This window comes from Streptomyces sp. NPDC059917 (assembly GCF_042730635.1).
Taxonomy (GTDB): Bacteria; Actinomycetota; Actinomycetes; order Streptomycetales; family Streptomycetaceae; genus Streptomyces.
The window spans coordinates 1-17,579 of record NZ_JBHWLC010000097.1; the positions used below are offsets into that span (position 1 = coordinate 1).

15 protein-coding genes are annotated in these 17,579 nt (G+C 73.7%); 8 read left to right on the forward strand and 7 right to left on the reverse strand.

All coding sequences use genetic code 11. The features are described from left to right. The first annotated feature begins 613 nt into the window (after positions 1-613). Entirely contained in the window at positions 614-1,063 is a 450-nt protein-coding gene (locus ACFWAR_RS34620; protein WP_385786129.1) for a PTS glucose transporter subunit IIA, read from the forward strand. A gap of 74 nt (positions 1,064-1,137) precedes the next feature. Further along, positions 1,138-2,808 carry a phosphoenolpyruvate--protein phosphotransferase gene (ptsP, locus tag ACFWAR_RS34625; protein WP_385786131.1) on the forward strand — a complete coding sequence of 557 codons (1,671 nt, stop codon included), beginning with the start codon at positions 1,138-1,140 and terminating at the stop codon, positions 2,806-2,808. 87 nt (positions 2,809-2,895) lie between these two features. Here ptsP and ACFWAR_RS34630 read toward each other — a convergent pair whose 3' ends face one another. Beyond that, positions 2,896-3,831, reverse strand: a complete 936-nt coding sequence (locus tag ACFWAR_RS34630; protein WP_385786133.1) for a hypothetical protein — start codon at positions 3,829-3,831, stop codon at positions 2,896-2,898. Between the two features lie 58 nt (positions 3,832-3,889). Beyond that, entirely contained in the window at positions 3,890-5,872 is a 1,983-nt protein-coding gene (locus tag ACFWAR_RS34635; protein WP_385786136.1) for an acetoacetate--CoA ligase, read from the reverse strand. A 258-nt stretch (positions 5,873-6,130) separates the two neighbouring features. Here ACFWAR_RS34635 and ACFWAR_RS34640 point away from each other — a divergent pair, with 258 nt between their 5' ends. Further along, the gene (locus ACFWAR_RS34640; RefSeq protein ID WP_385786138.1) at positions 6,131-8,539 is read left to right on the forward strand and encodes a TIM-barrel domain-containing protein; all 2,409 of its coding nucleotides are present in this window, start codon (positions 6,131-6,133) and stop codon (positions 8,537-8,539) included. A gap of 215 nt (positions 8,540-8,754) precedes the next feature. Here the strand turns inward: ACFWAR_RS34640 and ACFWAR_RS34645 are convergent, their stop codons facing one another. Continuing rightward, positions 8,755-9,264, reverse strand: coding sequence for an NUDIX domain-containing protein (locus ACFWAR_RS34645; protein ID WP_385786141.1), 510 nt, complete (start codon positions 9,262-9,264; stop codon positions 8,755-8,757). A gap of 23 nt (positions 9,265-9,287) precedes the next feature. Here ACFWAR_RS34645 and ACFWAR_RS34650 point away from each other — a divergent pair, with 23 nt between their 5' ends. From ACFWAR_RS34650 to ACFWAR_RS34665, 4 genes are all read left to right on the forward strand, one after another. Next, the gene (locus ACFWAR_RS34650; protein ID WP_385786144.1) at positions 9,288-9,986 is read left to right on the forward strand and encodes a M15 family metallopeptidase; all 699 of its coding nucleotides are present in this window, start codon (positions 9,288-9,290) and stop codon (positions 9,984-9,986) included. A gap of 13 nt (positions 9,987-9,999) precedes the next feature. After that, a complete protein-coding gene (locus ACFWAR_RS34655; RefSeq protein ID WP_385786147.1) occupies positions 10,000-10,338 on the forward strand; it encodes an Mpo1-like protein in 339 nt (112 codons plus the stop codon). 69 nt (positions 10,339-10,407) lie between these two features. Next, positions 10,408-10,905: a Zn-ribbon domain-containing OB-fold protein gene (locus tag ACFWAR_RS34660; RefSeq protein WP_385786149.1), complete on the forward strand. Its 498-nt coding sequence runs from the start codon at positions 10,408-10,410 to the stop codon at positions 10,903-10,905. After that, positions 10,902-12,101, forward strand: coding sequence for a lipid-transfer protein (locus tag ACFWAR_RS34665; RefSeq protein ID WP_385786152.1), 1,200 nt, complete (start codon positions 10,902-10,904; stop codon positions 12,099-12,101). Before ACFWAR_RS34660 ends, ACFWAR_RS34665 begins: the two co-directional genes overlap by 4 nt. Positions 12,102-12,321: 220 nt before the next feature. Here the strand turns inward: ACFWAR_RS34665 and ACFWAR_RS34670 are convergent, their stop codons facing one another. Genes ACFWAR_RS34670 through ACFWAR_RS34685 form a run of 4 tightly spaced genes read right to left on the reverse strand, consistent with a single transcriptional unit; the run spans position 12,322 to position 16,699 of the window. Further along, positions 12,322-12,942, reverse strand: a complete 621-nt coding sequence (locus tag ACFWAR_RS34670; RefSeq protein WP_385786155.1) for an ATP/GTP-binding protein — start codon at positions 12,940-12,942, stop codon at positions 12,322-12,324. Continuing rightward, on the reverse strand, positions 12,923-13,378 hold the full coding sequence (locus ACFWAR_RS34675) for a DUF742 domain-containing protein (protein WP_385786158.1): 456 nt from the start codon (positions 13,376-13,378) through the stop codon (positions 12,923-12,925). Before ACFWAR_RS34675 ends, ACFWAR_RS34670 begins: the two co-directional genes overlap by 20 nt. A gap of 10 nt (positions 13,379-13,388) precedes the next feature. Continuing rightward, a complete protein-coding gene (locus ACFWAR_RS34680; RefSeq protein ID WP_354381594.1) occupies positions 13,389-13,829 on the reverse strand; it encodes a roadblock/LC7 domain-containing protein in 441 nt (146 codons plus the stop codon). Further along, positions 13,826-16,699 carry a nitrate- and nitrite sensing domain-containing protein gene (locus tag ACFWAR_RS34685; protein WP_385786161.1) on the reverse strand — a complete coding sequence of 958 codons (2,874 nt, stop codon included), beginning with the start codon at positions 16,697-16,699 and terminating at the stop codon, positions 13,826-13,828. The genes ACFWAR_RS34680 and ACFWAR_RS34685 overlap by 4 nt, the downstream gene beginning before the upstream one ends. 403 nt (positions 16,700-17,102) lie before the next feature. Here ACFWAR_RS34685 and ACFWAR_RS34690 point away from each other — a divergent pair, with 403 nt between their 5' ends. Beyond that, positions 17,103-17,531 carry a hypothetical protein gene (locus ACFWAR_RS34690; RefSeq protein WP_385786164.1) on the forward strand — a complete coding sequence of 143 codons (429 nt, stop codon included), beginning with the start codon at positions 17,103-17,105 and terminating at the stop codon, positions 17,529-17,531. Positions 17,532-17,579: the final 48 nt, after the last annotated feature.

Below are 17,579 nucleotides of genomic sequence, written 5' to 3' on the forward strand. Positions count from 1 at the left end.
GAACCTCATCCACCGAAGTGGACGGGGTATCAACTTCTGGCGTTGATTTTTGGCACGCTGTTGAGTTCTCAAGGAACGGACGCTTCCTTTGTACTGACCCGCAGTATCACTACTGGGGCTTTCCTCCGGGCTTCGTTCTTCTTTTCCGACTCTATCAGACTCTTTCGTGTCCGATTCCCGGTCGAAACGGGATCTTGCTTTTCGCTTTCCAGGTCTTCGCTTTCGCGTTTCCCTTTCCGGCGATTCCAACTCTACCAGCGCTTTTTCGTCTTCCCGACCACTCGCTCCGGCTGCCGAACAGGCATGCGCAAAGTAAGGGGGGCTGAAGATCAGCGGTTGAAGAGGAGGGTTCCCGTCCATGAGCAGTTCGTGCAGTGTTCACACGACGCGTTCTGGCGGGAGTCACGACAGTACAGGCCCGCCGATGCCCAAGCAAATCGATTCAGGCGTATGGTCTAGTCCACTAGGGCGTCGCGGGAGCGCGTAGGACCTCCATAAGGAGGTGCACTTCGTGCGGAACCGGGACGTCTCATGACTTACCCTTCTCAAAGTACGCCGTCCAGGACAGGTTGTGACGGCGACACGAAGAAGCCCCACCCCTGGGAGGCCCCCCATGACCAGCGTGACGTCCCCACTTGCCGGGCGCGCCATCGGACTCGCGGCAGTGCCCGATCCGGTGTTCTCCGGCGCAATGGTGGGACCGGGCACCGCTATCGACCCCGTGCGTGAGCCCTCGGAGGCGGTGTCCCCCGTCGACGGTGTGGTCGTCTCCCTGCACCCGCACGCCTACGTCGTCGTAGACGCCGAAGGCCACGGTGTGCTCACGCACCTCGGGATCGACACCGTTCAGCTCAACGGCGAGGGCTTCGAGCTGCTCGTCAACAAGGGCGACACCGTGACGCGCGGCCAGACCGTCATCCGTTGGAACCCCGCCGCGGTCGAGGCCGCCGGCAAGTCCCCCATCTGCCCGATCGTGGCGCTGGAAGCGACTCCCGACTCCCTCACCGACGTCGTCGAGGCCGGAGACATGAAGGCCGGAGACGTGCTCTTCGGCTGGCAGTGACGTATCCGCCTGCTCGGGCGAATCGGACATCCAACGCGGCGGGTGGTCCCGCCGCTCAATCGGAGACGGGTGAAATGGAGACAACGCTGCGAGGCGTCGGCGTGAGCCACGGTGTGGCGATCGGCGAGGTTCGGCACATGGGCACGGCGGTTCTCGAACCGCCGGCCAAGCAGATCGCCGCGGAGGAGGCGGAGCGCGAACAGGGGCGCGCCCGCCAGGCCGTGGATGCCGTGGCGGCCGACCTGATCGCGCGCGGCCAGCTGGCCGGTGGCGAGGCCCAGCACGTGCTCGAAGCTCAGGCCATGATCGCTCAGGACCCTGAGCTGATGGCCGACGTCGACCGTCGGATCGCCGTCGGGAGCACCGCCGAGCGCGGTGTGTACGACGCGTTCGCCGCCTACCGCGAGCTGCTCGCGGGTGCCGGCGAGTACATGGCCGGCCGCGTGGCCGACCTGGACGACGTGCGCAACCGGATCGTGGCCCGCCTGCTGGGCGTACCGATGCCGGGCGTGCCGGACAGCGACGAGCCGTACGTGCTGATCGCGCGGGACCTCGCTCCCGCCGACACCGCGCTGCTCGACCCGGCGCTCGTGCTCGGTTTCGTGACCGAAGAGGGCGGCCCGACCAGCCACAGCGCGATCCTCGCGCGGGCGCTGGGCGTGCCGGCGATCGTCGCCCTGCCGGGCGCCGGTGAGATCCCCGAGGGCACCGTGATCGCCGTGGACGGCAGCACCGGTGACCTGTTCGTGGACCCGACCGCCGAGAAGCGGGCCGAGCTGGAGGCCGCGGCCGCCGAGCGCAAGGCCGCGCTGTCCGCGTCGTCCGGTCCGGGCGCCACGTCGGACGGCCACAAGGTGCCGCTGCTGGCCAACGTCGGTGGTCCGGCGGACGTGCCGGCGGCCGTCGAGGCGGGCGCCGAGGGTGTGGGCCTGTTCCGCACCGAGTTCCTCTTCCTGGACGACAGCAAGAAGGCGCCGACCGAAGAGAAGCAGATCGAGGCGTACCGCGCCGTCCTGGAGGCCTTCCCCGAGGGCCGGGTCGTCGTGCGCGTCCTGGACGCGGGCGCCGACAAACCGCTCGACTTCCTGACCCCGGCGGACGAGCCGAACCCGGCACTGGGCGTGCGCGGGCTGCGGTCGCTGCTGGACCACCCGGAGGTGCTGCGCACGCAGCTCACCGCGCTGGCCAAGGCGGCCGAGGGGCTGCCGGTCTACCTCGAGGTCATGGCCCCGATGGTGGCCGACCGCGCCGACGCCAAGGCGTTCGCGGACGCGTGCCGCGAGGCCGGTCTGCAGGCGAAGTTCGGCGCGATGGTGGAGATCCCCTCCGCCGCGCTGCGGGCGCGCTCGATCCTCCAGGAGGTCGAGTTCCTGTCGCTGGGTACGAACGACCTGGCGCAGTACGCCTTCGCGGCCGACCGTCAGGTCGGTGCCGTCTCCCGCCTCCAGGACCCGTGGCAGCCCGCGCTGCTCGACCTGATCGCCATGTCGGCCGATGCCGCCAGGGCCGAGGGCAAGAGCTGCGGCGTCTGTGGCGAGGCCGCCTCCGACCCGCTGTTGGCCTGTGTGCTGACGGGTCTGGGCGTCACCTCCCTGTCGATGGGTGCCGCGTCGATCCCCTACGTGCGCTCGACGCTCGCGAAGTACACGCTCGCCCAGTGCGAGCGCGCCGCCGCTGCCGCGCGCGCCGCGGACAGTGCCGAGGAGGCCCGCGTGGCCGCCCAGGCGGTGCTGTCCGGCGAGTAGCCGGTGCCCCGTCAGGGGTGTGTGGTCGGTACGAGGGGCCTTCGCCATCGGCGGGGGCCCCTCGGTCGTTCCCCCGACCCGATCGGCTCAGTGGGGCGGTCCCGGTTCGTCCACCTCGTAGCCCGGGCCGTACTCGACGCCCGGTTCCGGGGGTACGGGCTCGCCGGTGTCGGCGTCGGTGCAGTAGGCGTTGAACACCGCGGCGGCGGAGAGGGTGACCAGGCGGCCGCGGTCCAGGCGCCAGCCGTGGACCTGGTCACGGGGCGCCGCGCCGGTCGTGCGCAGGACCAGGCCCCCGGATCCGCCGAGGGCGAGGCCGGTGGCCAGGACGGTCACGAAGTCGAGGCGCTCCCGGCCGTCGACGCGGGGTGGCGTCGTGGTGTCGTCGGCCGTTTCGGCGTGCAGCACGGCGACGAGCTGTTCCGCCTCGGTGGGGACGCTGCACACCAGGTGGTGCCGGCCGGGTCCGGCCCGTTCCAGCAGTCGCCCGAGGATCAGGTCCGCCCGGTCGAAGCAGGCCTGGCCGACGTCCTGCCCGCAGTCGGCGCAGCTGCCGACGCCCGAGAGCAGCACGGTGGCGTACTCCCAGGTGGCCTGGCGGACGGCCTCGTCCACGAGCCGCGGCAGGAGGGTGCGCAGCGGGGCGTCCCCGTAGGGCAGTCCGGCGGCGGAGCGGGCGAGGTCGGCGGTGAAGCGGGTGCGGGACGCGGCGGTGTCGGGGTCGGTGCCCCGGTCGGCGCAGTGGTCGGCGTATTCCCGCGGGTCGAAGAGGACGACGGTGGTGTGGGCGCCCCGGCGGGCGAGGGAGCGCAGCAGTGCGTCGACCTGGGTGAGGTAGTCCTCGTGGTCGTCGAAGGCGAAGCTGCGGTAGCCGCGCATGGCCGCGAAGTCCCCGGGGTCGGCGATGACGCCGACCGTACCGGGGATCTCGCGGCGCAGGGCGCGGCGGGCGCGCCTGTGCGCGCCGGTACTGCGGGCCGTGCGGGTGGTCCGGGTGGTCCGGGTGTTCTTCGTGTCTGCCATGGCTCCCCCTGAGTGGCACCGATCGATGCTCACTCAGCGTAGCCACGGGCACTGACAGTCACCCCTGGCGGCGGCTGCGGGCCAGCTCCTCGTAGAAGTGCAGGAGGTCCAGGTTGTCCACCGATCCCGGGTTCACGGCCTTGGCCAGGGGCGCGCCCTGCAGGAGGCGCTTGACGGGGACCTCGATGCGCTTGCCCGTCAGGGTGTGCGGGACGCCCGGGACTTCGATGATCTCGTCGGGGACGTGGCGCGGGGAGAGCTCCTCGCGGATCGTCGCCTTGATCCTGGCCCGCAGGTCCTCGTCGAGGGAGGCGCCCGGTACGAGGTGGACGAAGAGCGGCATCCAGTACCCGCCGTCCGCCTCCTCCAGGCCGATGACCAGGGATTCCTTGATCTCCGGCAGGCGCTCGACGGCCTCGTAGATGTCGGCGGAACCCATCCGCACGCCCTGGCGGTTGAGCGTGGAGTCGGAGCGGCCGTGGATGACGACGGAGCCGTGGTCGGTGATCGTGATCCAGTCACCGTGCCGCCAGACGCCCGGGAACATGTCGAAGTAGCTGTCGCGGTAGCGGCTGCCGTCGGGGTCGTTCCAGAAGCGGATCGGCATGGACGGCATCGGGTTGGTGACGATCAGCTCGCCGACCTCGCCGGTGACGGGCTTGCCCGCCGGGTCCCAGGCCTGGAGGTCGGTGCCCAGGCAGGCGGCCTGGAGTTCGCCGATGTGCACGGGGAGGGTGGGGACGGCCCCGGCGAAGCAGCTGCACACGTCGGTGCCGCCGCTGACCGAGGCGATCCAGAGGTCCTCGGCCACCTCGTCGTGGAGCCAGCGGAAGCCGTCGGGCGGGAGCGGGGAACCGGTGGTGGCCACGCACTTCACCGCGGAGAGGTCGAAGTCGCGGGACGGGTGCACCTCGGCCTTGCGGCAGGCCATCACGTAGGCGGCGGAGGTCCCGTACAGGGTGGCCTTCGTGCGCTCCGCGATCCGCCACTGGGCTCCGGTGTCCGGGTAGCCGGGGCTGCCGTCGTACAGGACGACGGTGGTGCCGGTGAGCAGGCCGGAGACGAGGAAGTTCCACATCATCCAGCCGGTGGAGGTGTACCAGAAGAACCGGTCCTGCGGACCGAGGTCGCAGTGCAGGCCGAGCTGCTTGAGGTGTTCGAGGAGGATGCCGCCCTGCGACTGGACGATCGCCTTGGGGAGGCCGGTCGTGCCGGAGGAGTAGAGGACCCACAGGGGGTGGTCGAAGGGGACCGCTTCGAAGACGGGCTCCGTGTCCCCCGCGGTGAGGGCGGACCATTCGAGGGTGCCCTCGGGCGCGGGCGCGCCGAGCAGCGGGATGTGGACGACGGCGCGCAGCGAGGGCAGGTCGGCCCGGAGCTCGGCGACGGTCTCGCGCCGGTCGTGCTCCTTGCCGCCGTAGCGGTAGCCGTCGACGGTGAACAGGACGACGGGTTCGACCTGCTGGAAGCGGTCGAGGACGCTGCGGGCGCCGAAGTCGGGCGCGCAGGAGGTCCAGACGCCGCCGACGGCGGCCGTGGCGAGGAGGGCCACGACGGCTTCGGGGATGTTGGGGAGGTAGCCGCTGATCCGGTCGCCGGGGCGCACGCCGAGGGTGCGCAGTTCGGCGGCGAGCGCGCCGACCTGGCGGCGCAGCTCGGCCCAGGTGACGGGGACCGGCTCGTGGGTCTCGTCGACGTGCAGCAGGGCGGCCTCGCCGGCGCGCGCCGGGTCCTCCCCCGCGCGCAGGGCGTGCTCGGCGTAGTTGAGGGTGGCGCCGGTGAACCAGCGCGCGCCGGGCATGGTCCGGTCGGCGAGGACGGACGTGTAGGGGCTGGTGAAGCGGACGTCGAACCACTCGGCGACGGCCTGCCAGAAGGTGTCCAGTTCGTCCACGGACCAGCTGTGCAGGGCCGGGTACCCGCCGGTCGCGGGGGCGCCGTGGTGTTCGGCGGCCCAGGCCTGGAAGGCCGTGATCCGGGCCGCCGCGATCCGGTCGGGGCCCGGGGCCCACAGGGGTTCCGGCGAAGTGGCTGAAGTCATGGGTCGGCTCCCGGTCGGTCTGCGGCGCGCGCTTCGTGTGCGTGTGCTCGGGCTCGTGCGTGGGTGGCGCGTGTGGTTGCGCCCGTGTGCGTACGGTGCCATCGCGCGGGGGTGTGCGCGCGGCGGCTCACAGGGACCATGCCACGTGATCGACATCCGCACCAGAGCCGTCGGCGGCCACGGCGTGTGATCGGTTCGAGGGTGAACGGCAGCTGAACGCAGCCCGCTCGGCCCGGGGCCGGTGGCAGAGTGCGCGGCATGAACGGTCGTGATCTGGTGCGTGCGGTCAAGGACATCGGTACGGCGCGCGGGCGGCGCGCCTGGCGCTCGGCCTGGCGCCACCGGCGCGCGGACGCGGTGGGGCTCCCGCGCCGGGGCGCGGAGCGGGCGCGGGTGCCGGGGTCGTTGATCGCTGCGGAGCCCCGGCCGGGCGGCGGGGTGCTGCGGTTCGCGCGCTCGGAGCTGCTGGTCCGGGTGACGCAGGGGGGTGCGGTGTTCTGGGGCTGGGACGGGGCGGGACCGTCGCCCTCGTGCGCGGTGTTGGGCGGCGGGCCGGAGCCGGATCCGCGGGCGGTGCTGGAGCCGGACACCGGGGGTGGCTGGCGGGTCGTGTCGGAGCGGGTGACGGTGGCGGTGTCCCGCAACGGGCAGGTCGAGGTGCGCACGCCGGGCGGTGCGGTGCTCCGGCGGGAGCGGCCGCCGCGCTGGTGGGAGCCGGTCCGACCGGTGCCCGGGGCCGACGCGGGGGCGGGCGGCGGCTCGGCTGGCGGCGCGGGGGCGCGGTGGCTGGTGCGGTCCGAGGTGCCGGCCGACGCGCGGTTCTTCGGGTTGGGCGGCCGGGCCTCGGGGCCCCGGCTGCGGGACGGGGTCTACCGGCTCTGGAACACCGATCCGCGGGGCGGTTTCGGGCCGGGTGACGATCCGCTGTACATCACGATGCCGGTGCAGCTGGTCGTCGCCGACGCGGGGACGCACCTGGTGTTCTACGACGACAGCTGGGACGGGCGGGTGTCGCTGCGCGAGGGCGAGGAGGGCGCCGGGTCGGGTCCGGACCGGCCGGGGGTGAGCGAACTGCGCATGGACGGCGGGCCGTTGCGTTGCTGGGTGCTGGTGGGGACACCGGCCCGGGTGTTGCAGGGGTGGTCGGGGCTGACGGGGGCCGCCGCGGTACCGCCGGAGTGGGCGCTGGGCTACCAGCACGCGCGGTGGGGGTTCGGGAGCGCGGCGGAGGTGCGCCGCGTGGTGCACGGGTACGTGTCGCGGGGGATCGCGCTGGCGGCCGTACACCTGGACATCGACCACTACGACGGGCACCGGGTGTTCACCGTGGACCGGCGGCGGTTCCCCGATCTGCCGGGCCTGGCGCGGGAGTTGCGGGAGCTGCCGGGGGGCGGGGTGCGGCTGGTGTCGATCGTGGACCCGGCGGTGCGGGCGGCCCCGGGCGAGGGGGTGTACGAGGCCGGCGGCGCGGTGGGGGACGCGGGGGCGTTCGTACGGGACGCGGGCGGGCGGGAGGTGCGCGGCGAGGTGTGGCCGGGGAGCTGCGCGTATCCGGACTTCACCGATCCGGCGGTGCGGCTGTGGTGGGGCGGGCTGTACGAGGAGCGGCTCGCGAACGGCTTCGCGGGTGTCTGGCACGACATGAACGAGCCGGTGTCCTTCGCCCCCTTCGGGGACGCGACGCTGCCGCGGTCCGCTCGGCACGCGCTGGAGGGGGCCGGCGGGGACCACCGGGCCGCGCACAACGTGTACGCGCTCGGGATGGCGCGGGCCGGGTACGAGGGGTTGGTGCGGCTGCGGCCGCGGGAACGGCCCTTCCTGTTCTCCCGGTCGGGGTGGGCCGGGATGCAGCGGTACGGCGGCACGTGGTCCGGTGACGTGGAGACGAGCTGGCCGGGGCTGCGGGCCTCGTTGGCGCTGGTGCTGGGGCTGGGGCTGTGCGGGGTGCCGTACTCGGGGCCGGACGTCGGGGGGTTCGGGGGTTCGCCGTCGCCGGAGCTGTACCTGCGGTGGTTGCAGCTCGGCGCGTACCTGCCGCTGTTCCGCACGCACGCGGCGATCTGGGCGGGGCGGCGGGAGCCGTGGGAGTTCGGGGCCGAGGTGGAGGAGCACGCCCGGGCGGTGCTGGCCGAGCGGGAGCGGCTGCGGCCGTACTTCGTCACCCTGGCGCACCTGGCGCGGCGGACGGGGGCGCCGTACGTGCGGCCGGTGTGGTGGGGGACGCCGGAGGAGCGGGGGCTGCGGGACTGCGAGGACGCCTTCCTGCTGGGGGACGCGCTGCTGGTGGCGCCGGTGCTGGAGTGCGGGGCGGACCGGCGGGCGGTCCGGCTGCCGCGGGGGCGCTGGTACGACACGGTGACGGGGGTGGCGTACGAGGGTCCGGGCCAGGTCCTGTTGGACGCGCCGCTGGGGCGGATCCCGGTACTGGCGCGGGCGGGGTCGGTGCTTCCGGTGCGGGTGGCGGAGGGTGCCGGGGGTGGGGTCGGGCTGGAGGTGTGGGCGCCGGCGCGCGGGCGCACGGGCGGCGGGCTGGTGGTCCGGGATCCGGGGCCGGGCTTCGGGGCGGCGCCCTTGGAGCGGTACACCTCGCGGTGGGCCGGGGGGGAGGTGGTGGTGGAGACGGAGGCGGGCGAGCGTGTCGCGGGGGTGAGTGTGCGGGGGCTCTGAGGGGGGGTGTGGGGGCGGGGTGCGGGGGTGCGGGGCGGGTGCGGGTTCACGATCGGGGCTCCGCCCCGGACCCCGCGCCTCAAACGCCGGCGGGGCTGGATCTGCGCCGGTGGGGGGATTGTCTTGGGCGGGGCTGGATTTGTCCTCGGCGGGGCTGGGTTTGCCTCGGGGGCTGGGTTTCGTCCCCGGCCGGGCTGGATCTGCGCCGCTGGGGGTCAGGTGCGACGGGTGGTGAACCAGGTGGTGGCTGCTTGGGTGTGGAGGGGGAAGGCCAGTTCGGTGGGGGTGCGCAGGACGTGCCAGCCCGTGGTCTCGTTCGTGGGGGCGGGCGGGGGCAGGGTGGCGGTCGGGCGGGCGGGCAGGAGGCCGAAGATCAGCAGGTGGCCCGCCGGGGAGCTGTGGACGTCGGCGAGGGCCACGTCCGCGGCGGGGGCGTGGATGCCGGTCTCCTCGCGCAGTTCGCGGACCACCGCGGCGCGCCAGTCCTCGCCGTGGTCGATGAAGCCGCCGGGCAGGGCGACGCCGCCCAGGGCCGGTTCGATCGTGCGGGTGATGACCACGAGGCCGCCGCCCTCGTCGTCCTCGACGGGGAGCAGGGCCACCGCGACGGGGGTGGGGTTGCGGTAGGCGGTGGCTCCGCAGGCGGCGCAGGTCCGGGGCCAGTCGGTGGTGGGATACGGAGATCCGCAGGCGGAACAGTGCGAGTTCATCAGCGGCGCGGGCATCCCGCGATGGTAGACGAAGGGGTATGAGAACGCTGGCCGTTGCCTCCATGCTCGCCTCGCTCGCGGTACCGGTTCCCGGGGCCGCGCGCCCGCCCGTACCGGAGGGGATCGTCCTGCTCGCCGCCGTGGATCCGACGGTCCGGCAGGAGATGCGCTACGCGGGGGCGGACAACTTCACGGGCGCGGTGGTCGACGGGTACGAGGAGCCCGTGTGCCTGCTCGCCCGGCCCGCCGCCGAGGCGCTGGCCCGGGCGCAGCGCGCGGCGCTGGTGCGCGGGTACGCGCTGACGGTGTACGACTGCTACCGGCCGCAGCGTGCGGTGGACCGGTTCGTCCGGTGGGCCGGGGACGCGGCGGACCAGCGGACGAAGGCGGCGTACTACCCGCGGGTGGCGAAGGACCGGCTGATCCCGGAGGGCTACATCGCGGCGCGGTCCGGGCACAGTCGGGCCAGTACGGTCGACGTGGGTCTGGTGCGGCTGCCGCTGGGGGCTCCGGTGGATTTCGGTACGCCCTTCGACTTCTTCGATCCGCTGTCGCACACGGACAGCCCGCAGGTGACCGGGGCGGCGCGGGAGAACCGGCGGTTGCTCCGGCACGTGCTCGGGGAGCAGGGGTTCGTGAACCTGCCCGAGGAGTGGTGGCACTTCACCTTCCGGCCGGAGGAATTCCCCGACGCGTACTTCGACTTCCCTGTCTCTGTCGGCTCGGCGGTGGGCTGAGTAGCGTCGCCGCATGACGTTCGCTTCGTACGAGGAATTCTGGCCCTACTACGTCGCCATGCACGCGCGGGCCGCGACCCGCTGGCTGCACCTCGGCGGCACGCTCACCGGCCTCGCCCTGACCGTCTACGGTCTCGGGCGGGGCCGGGCGCGCTATCTGGCCGCCCTGCCGCTGATCGGGTACGGGACCGCGTGGCCCGCCCACTTCCTGATCGAGAAGAACAATCCGGCGACCTTCGGGCATCCGGCGTGGTCGCTGCGCGGGGACGTCCAGATGATCCGGATGATGCTGGCCGGGCGGGACGCCGAGCTGGCGGAGACCGCCGCGAAGTGGCTGGCCGACAACCGGTGACCCGGACGGGCCCCTCGTGACACACTCCTGACGGTCAGTCAGATTCAGGGGTCGCTGTCAGGAGGGGTCTTGGAACGGACACGCACGCCCGTCGTGAACGGGTGGTTCACCGACACCGGTACGGGAGCGGGCACGGGGGCCGGGGCGGACTTCCGGCTGCTCGGGACCCGGTGCTCCGCCTGCTCCGCCGTCTACTTCCCCCGGGAGGACGCCTTCTGCCGCAATCCCGGCTGCGCGGGCGGCGGCGAGCTGGCCGAGGTGCCGCTCTCCCGTCGCGGCCGGGTCTGGTCCTACACCGACGGGCGCTACCGGCCGCCCGCCCCCTACGTGTCCGACCCGGACCGGCCCTGGACCCCGTACACGCTGGTGGCGGTGGAGCTGGAGGCCGAGCGGATGGTCGTGCTCGGGCAGGCCGCGCCCGGGGTGACGGTGGCCGATCTGGCCGTGGGCATGACAGTCGAGGTGGTGCCGGGGGTGCTGAACGAGGACGCGGACACCGGGACCACCTGGACGACCTGGCACTTCCGGCCGGTGCCGGCGAACGGCGACGAAGGGGTGCGGGCATGAGCGGCGGTGACGTGGCGGTCCTGGGGGCCGGGATGCACCCGTGGGGCAAGTGGGGGCGCAGCTTCGTCGAGTACGGGCGGATCGCGGCCCGCGCCGCGCTCGCCGACGCCGGTCTCGACTGGAGCGACGTCGGATCGATCGTCGGCGCCGACACCGTGCGCTCGGGGTATCCCGGGTACGTGGCCGGGGCGACCTTCGCGCGGGCGCTCGGCTGGCAGGGCGCGCGGGTCACCAGCGTGTACGCGGCGTGCGCTTCCGGGGCGCAGGCGATCGGGGCGGCCCGGGCGCAGATCCTGGCGGGGCTGGCCGACGTGGTGCTCGTGGTGGGGGCGGACGCGGCGCCCAAGGGCTTCTTCGCCCCGGCCGGTGGGGACCGGCCGGACGATCCGGACTGGCTGCGCTTCCGGGTGCTGGGGGCGACCAACCCGGCGTACTTCGCCCTGTACGCGCGTCGGCGGATGGCCCTCTACGGGGACACCGGCGAGGACTTCGCGCTGGTCAAGGTGAAGAACGCGGCGGCCGGGCTGCTCAATCCGAACGCCCGCTACCGCAAGGCCGTCACCCCGGAGGAGGTCGCCGCCTCCGCGGTCGTGGCCGATCCGCTGCGGCTGCTGGACATCTGCGCGACCTCCGACGGGGGCGCGGCGCTGGTGCTGAGCAGCATGGACTTCGCGCGGGCGCGCGGGGTCGGCGATCCGGTGCGGATCAGGGCGGTGTCGACGGTGACGCCGACGTATCCGCGCACGGTGCTCGACCTGCCCGACATCGCCACCGATTCCGCGGCGGGGACCACCGCGGCGGCGGACGCGGGGTCGTTCCGGTCCTCGATCGCGCGGGCGGCCTACGAGGAGGCGGGGCTCGGCCCCGACGACCTCTCGCTCGCGGAGGTCTACGACCTGTCCACGGCGCTGGAGTTGGAGTGGTACGAGGACATCGGCCTGTGCGGGGAGGGCGAGGGGGCGAAGCTGGTCCGGGAGGGCGCCACCGCGCTCGGCGGGCGGGTGCCGGTGAATCCGAGCGGCGGGCTGGCCTCCTTCGGGGAGGCGGTGCCGGCCCAGGCGATCGCCCAGGTCTGCGAGTTGACCTGGCAGCTGCGCGGTACGGCCGGGGAGCGCCAGGTTCCGGGGGCGCGGGCCGGGATCACCGCCAACCAGGGGCTCTTCGGGCACGGCTCGGCGGTGGTCGCCGTGCGGTGAGGCGGCGGGGGCGGGCGGCGCGGCGGGCCGTGAACTGGGGCTGTTGCGCGAACGCTTGACGCCCCAGGGTGGCGGGTTCACACTTCCTGCACGGTCGCGGGCCCCGAGCGGGTCCGCCCGGCGGACCCCCCATGAGAGCCGCGGTCCGTACCCCAGTCGGCGGGGGTACGGGCCGCCTCCATGCGGGGCCCCGGCGGCCGGACTCCCCCGGGCTCCCGCGTCAGGTCCGGGTCGGGCTGCGGCGGGCGCGGGCCAGGGACATCGCGTGTTCCACCACCCCGACCAGCACGTCCTTGACCGATTCCCGGTCGCGCGCGTCGCAGATCAGCACCGGCACCTCGGGGTCGAGGTCGAGCGCCTCCCGTACGGTGACCACCGGGTGCCGGTCGGCCCCGTCGAAGCAGTTGACCGCGACCACGAAGGGCAGCTCGCGCCGCTCGAAGTAGTCGACGGCCGCGAAGCAGTCCGCGAGCCGGCGGGTGTCGGCGAGGACCACCGCGCCCAGGGCGCCCGTGGCCAGCTCGTCCCACAGGAACCAGAAGCGGTCCTGGCCGGGCGTGCCGAACAGGTAGAGGACCAGGTCGTCGCGCAGGGTGATCCGGCCGAAGTCCATGGCGACGGTGGTGGTGCTCTTGCCCTCCACTCCCCCGAGGTCGTCCACGCTACGGCCCGGCTCGGAGAGCACCTCCTCGGTGCGCAGCGGGCGGATCTCGCTGACCGCGCTGACCAGGGTGGTCTTGCCCACCCCGAAGCCGCCCGCGACCAGGATCTTCAGGGTCAGCGGTTCGACCGGCGACACCGCGTGCATGGCACCGGTGCGGCTAGAGCGCCCGAAGGCCATCTATCACCTCACGCAGAATGGACTCGTCCGGAAGTTCCGCGGGCGGTACCGGCCGGGTCACGTGGACCAGTTCGTCGTCGACGAGGTCGCCGATCAGGACGCGGACGACGCCGACCGCGAGGTCGAGGTCGGCCGCGAGTTCGGCCACCGACTGGGGCCGTTCCTTGCAGAGCCCGAGGATGTGGGCGTGTTCGGGGGACAAGGTCATGTCCCAGACCGGATCGTCGGCCGCCGCTTCGGCGACGACGAGGGCGATCAGGTCGAGCCGGTGCTGGCCCGCGTGGCGCGTCCGGCCGCGCGTCATCGCGTACGGACGGACCACGGGGCCCGCGTCGGCGTCGAACCAGGCGGCCTGGTGGGCGGGATGGGCGGGGTGAGCGGGCTCGGCGTCGAACGCGGGCGCGCGGTGGTCGGGTTCGTGGCCTGGTTCCCTCATGCCGTCCGGCTCACCCTCCGGCTGGCAGCCCGGTGCGCGGTGCGGTCGCCAGGTGGACGCCCACGCGCTTGACCATCAGGGTCATCTCGTACGCGACCTGCCCGACGTCCGAATCGGCGTCGGAGAGCACGGCGAGGCAGCTGCCGTCGCCCGCGGCCATCACGAACAGGAACGCCTCGTCCAGCTCCACCACGGTCTGGCGCACCTGGCCGGACTCGAAGTGCCGGCCGACGCCCTTGGCGAGGCTGTGGAAACCGGAGGCGACGGCGGCCAGGTGCTCGCTGTCCTCGCGGGTCAGGTCCTTGGAGGTGCCGGTGGGCAGGCCGTCGCCGGAGAGGACGACCGCCTTGCGGATGCTGGCCACCCGGTCGACCAGTTCGTCGAGCAGCCAGTTGAGCTGGCCGGGGCCGCGGCCCCGGGAGTCGTTGCCTGTGGTCTGCGGTGCGGTCATCGACCGTCCCCCTCGTTCTCGTGCTCGGTACGGGTCCCGGCAGCGCCGTCCGCCTCGCTCGCGGACTGCTCTGCGTGCTCGTCACGGGCTGCGGTCCAGCCGCGCTGGAGTGCGGACATGCGGATGCGTACGGTCTCCGCGTCGCGGTCGGCGACCGGGTCGGCGGTGGCGTCGGCGGGCGGGGCGGCCGGGGCGTTCTTCAGCTGCGGCGCGAGGCTGGCCTGGCGGACCCGGCGGGGCAGGCCGCCGGGGCCGGTCGGCGCGGGCGCGGCGGTCGGCGCGGAGCCGCCCGCGCGGGGCCCGGGGTCCGGTGCGGGTGCGGGCTCGGCGGCGGCCGTGGGCGGCGGGACCGCGGCGGCCCGGGGACCGTCCGTGCGCGCGCCGTCCACCCGGCGGCCGTGTTCGGCGACCAGGGTGGGGGCGCGGTGGCGGCGCGGGAGCGGTACGGCGCCGGACGCGGGGCGCAGGGCGGCGTCCAGGTGGCCGGCGCCCTCCAGCCGGACGGGGCCGGTGGGGGCCTGCTGGCGGCCGGGGTCGCGGTCGGTCGGGCGCAGGCCGAGCAGGGTGCTGCGCGGGGTGCCGCCCGGCGGGGTCTCGTCGTCCAGGGTGGCCATGGCCGGGTGGGCGGCGCCGGGGCCGCCGGTGGCCGCTCCGGTTCCGTTGGCGCCGGTGCTGCCCTTGCCCTTGCCGGGCCCCTTGCCACGGCCGTTGGCGCCTGCGTGGCCGTGGCCCTGGCCGATGCCGTGGCCGCGGCCGCTGCCCGGGATGCCGGGGAGGCCGGGGAGGCCGGTGGTGCCGGTCAGCTCGTCCAGGCCGTGGACGTCGAGGGGCGCCTCCAGCTCGACCGGGCCGTCCAGGAGGGCGGCGGACACCGGGCGCTTGGGCGGCGTACCGTTTCCGCTGCCGAGGCCGGCTCCGGTGCCCGGGCCGATGCCCTGGGGGCGCGGTGCGGGGGCGCGGCCGACCGCGGCGCGGTCCGCGCCCTCCAGGCGCAGGCCGCCGCCGTTGGTCTCGGGGGCCTCGGTGAGCAGGTCCACCGGGAGGAACACGATAGCCGTCGTGCCGCCGTACGGGCTGGGCTGGAGGGAGACCTTGACGCCGTGGCGCCGGGCGAGGCGGCTGACGACGAAGAGGCCGAGGCGGTCGGTGTCGGACAGCTCGAACTCGGGCGTCTCGGCGAGCCGGAGGTTCGCGTCGAGCAGGGCGTCCGGGTGCATGCCGAGGCCGCGGTCGTGGATCTCCAGGGTGAAGCCGTTGGCCACGCGCTCGCCGTACACCTGGACCGCGGTGTGCGGGGGCGAGAACACCGTGGCGTTCTCCAGGAGTTCGGCGATGAGGTGGGTGACGTCCGCGACGGCGGGGCCGGTGATGCCGAGCCGCTGGAGCCGTCGGACCTCGATCCGCTCGTAGTCCTCGACCTCGGCGACGGCGGCGCGCACGACGTCCATCAGCTGGACGGGCTTGCGCCACTGGCGGGAGGGCGCGGCGCCGGAGAGGATCACCAGGCCCTCGGCGTGACGGCGCATGCGGGTGGTCATGTGGTCGAGGCGGAAGAGGTCGGCCAGCTCCTCGGAGTCCTCGGTGCGGCGCTCCATGGTGTCGAGCAGGGTGAGCTGGCGGTGCAGCAGGACCTGGTTGCGGCGGGCGAGGTTGACGAACACCTCGGAGACCCCGCGGCGCAGCTCGGCCTGTTTGACGGCGGCCTCGACGGCCGCGCGCTGGAGCGAGTTGAGGGCCATGCCGACCTGGCCGACCTCGTCCTTCTCGTACTCCAGGCGGGGGGCTTCGGTGTCCACGTCCACGTGTTCGCCCGCGGCGAGGCGGCGCATCACGCCGGGCAGCCGCACGCCGGAGACCTCGTGGGCCTCCTTGCGCAGCCGCGAGAGGTCGCGGATCAGGTCGCGGCCGATGCGCACGGACAGCACCAGGGAGACGATCAGGGCGACGAAGCCGAGCACGCCCGCGACGGCGGCCTTGACCAGGACGTCCATCGCCACGGGCTGGACGCGCTTCTGGTAGCGGTTGCCGGCGTCGGTGCCCATGGTGGCGAGGTCGCCGAGGACCTTGCCCGCGGCCTCGTCCCACTGGGCGGCGGTGATCCGCGGGTTCTTGGACGCCCCCGTCGTGACCAGTCGTTCCTCGGCGTCGCGCAGGGGCTTGCTGTCGGGACCGCTCCAGTACTGCTCGAAGCGCTCGCGGTCGTCGGCCGGGAGGATCGCGAGGTTGACGTCGTAGAGCAGGGTGCGGTTGGCCATGAGGTCGGAGACGGCGCGGGCGTCCTTGGCGCTGACGTTGCGCGCGGCCAGCGCCGCGGCGACGACCGCGTCCTCGCGGGAGAGCGTCTCGCGGGCCCGGGTGATGCCGACCAGGGCCCGTCCCTCCTTGTCCATCTCCACGTTCTCCAGGGCGTGGAGGTTGACGAGGAAGTCGTAGCAGGGGTCGACGAGGCGGCTGTAGAGCTCCAGCGCCTGGGCCGGGTCGAGAGTGGTCTGGTCGACGGAGTGGCGCAGGGCGCCGATGCCGCGGAAGGCGTCGAGGATCGAGCGCAGCCGCTGGGCGGCGGCGGGGCTGAGCTCCTCGACGACCTCGGGGTCGGTGGCGTTGCGGGTGATGTCCGCGACCATGGCGTCGGTGGCGGCGCGGCGCTGGGCGAGTTCGGCGGTGGCTGCGGCCGAGCGCGGGTCGCCGAGGACCACGAGGGTCTGGCGGCGTTCCTTCTGGAGGACCCGGACGACGTCCTCGATGGGGTAGCCGACCTTGTCGATCACGTAGGCGACGTCGAGCAGTTCGACCGCCTGTCGGCCGGTGATGACGGTCGAGAAGCCCCAGAGGGCGGTGAGGGAGACGAGCGGCACGAGGAGCAACGCCACGATCTTCCGGCGGATGGATTTCCCGCGAAAGCGCATGGCCTCCCCAGCCTCCCCCAGCTCAACCCCGCTGTCGGGGGTCGGTGTTCCGTCAATTAAACGGCGTGAGCCTACTACTGCCGAGGGGCGGCCTCGAAGGCGTGTCCGGACGTTTTCGGCCGGACTGCCGGGCGAAGATCACGAGTTGTCCGATAGTTCCGGTCGGGAGCGGCCCGATATGTGGCACATGACACCTGGTGGTGCGTCAGTTCCCGTCTCCACAGGGATGGCTGGAATTCTTTCTTCCGGGGAGGGTGGGCGACGGGGCGGCCAGTGAAATCGTACCGATCCGGGAATCTCCGCCCTCCTTCGAGCGTCTATCTGTTCGAGGCGGCATGGGGAGCCGTCTGGTGGGGAGTAGCGGAGCATGGGCAGTGGTGTGTACGAGAACGAGGACCGGCCGGGTCGGCGAGGGAGCGCGGCGGTCGGCCGGGGCCGCCCCCTGTGGGTGGAGGAGGTGGCGCGGCGGCGCAGGATGCCCGATCCGGTGCGCACGGCCGCCGTGCGGGCGGTGTTGATCGTCTCCGTGGTGCTGACGCAGGCCACGGTCGCGTTCCTGCTGGCCGTGGCGGGGTCCTGGCTGGCCTTCCCGATGGCGCTCGGCGCGATAGCCGGGACCGTGGTGGCCACCTGGGGGGTGCTGGACGTCTGGATCACCCGGCAGACCTGGAACCAGCGGTACGGCGTGCTGTCGGTGCCGAGCAGTACGGCGCGGGAGCTGCGCCGGGACAGGCGGCGCGCCCGACGCGCGGCCCGGTCCGGGCACATACCGGTCGCCTCGGGCGGCATGCGCTGACGGGCGCCGCGCCCTGACCGTCGGTCCGGACCCGTCGGTACGGGTCCG

What these genes read in the sequence shown, in the direction of transcription:
- ACFWAR_RS34620 (WP_385786129.1), top strand. Translation starts at nt 614, where the DNA reads ATGACCAGCGTGACGTCCCCACTTGCCGGGCGCGCCATCGGACTCGCG.
- ptsP (WP_385786131.1), top strand. Translation starts at nt 1,138, where the DNA reads ATGGAGACAACGCTGCGAGGCGTCGGCGTGAGCCACGGTGTGGCGATC.
- ACFWAR_RS34630 (WP_385786133.1), bottom strand. Translation starts at nt 3,831, where the DNA reads ATGGCAGACACGAAGAACACCCGGACCACCCGGACCACCCGCACGGCC.
- ACFWAR_RS34635 (WP_385786136.1), bottom strand. Translation starts at nt 5,872, where the DNA reads ATGACTTCAGCCACTTCGCCGGAACCCCTGTGGGCCCCGGGCCCCGAC.
- ACFWAR_RS34640 (WP_385786138.1), top strand. Translation starts at nt 6,131, where the DNA reads ATGAACGGTCGTGATCTGGTGCGTGCGGTCAAGGACATCGGTACGGCG.
- ACFWAR_RS34645 (WP_385786141.1), bottom strand. Translation starts at nt 9,264, where the DNA reads ATGCCCGCGCCGCTGATGAACTCGCACTGTTCCGCCTGCGGATCTCCG.
- ACFWAR_RS34650 (WP_385786144.1), top strand. Translation starts at nt 9,288, where the DNA reads ATGAGAACGCTGGCCGTTGCCTCCATGCTCGCCTCGCTCGCGGTACCG.
- ACFWAR_RS34655 (WP_385786147.1), top strand. Translation starts at nt 10,000, where the DNA reads ATGACGTTCGCTTCGTACGAGGAATTCTGGCCCTACTACGTCGCCATG.
- ACFWAR_RS34665 (WP_385786152.1), top strand. Translation starts at nt 10,902, where the DNA reads ATGAGCGGCGGTGACGTGGCGGTCCTGGGGGCCGGGATGCACCCGTGG.
- ACFWAR_RS34670 (WP_385786155.1), bottom strand. Translation starts at nt 12,942, where the DNA reads ATGGCCTTCGGGCGCTCTAGCCGCACCGGTGCCATGCACGCGGTGTCG.
- ACFWAR_RS34675 (WP_385786158.1), bottom strand. Translation starts at nt 13,378, where the DNA reads ATGAGGGAACCAGGCCACGAACCCGACCACCGCGCGCCCGCGTTCGAC.
- ACFWAR_RS34680 (WP_354381594.1), bottom strand. Translation starts at nt 13,829, where the DNA reads ATGACCGCACCGCAGACCACAGGCAACGACTCCCGGGGCCGCGGCCCC.
- ACFWAR_RS34690 (WP_385786164.1), top strand. Translation starts at nt 17,103, where the DNA reads ATGGGCAGTGGTGTGTACGAGAACGAGGACCGGCCGGGTCGGCGAGGG.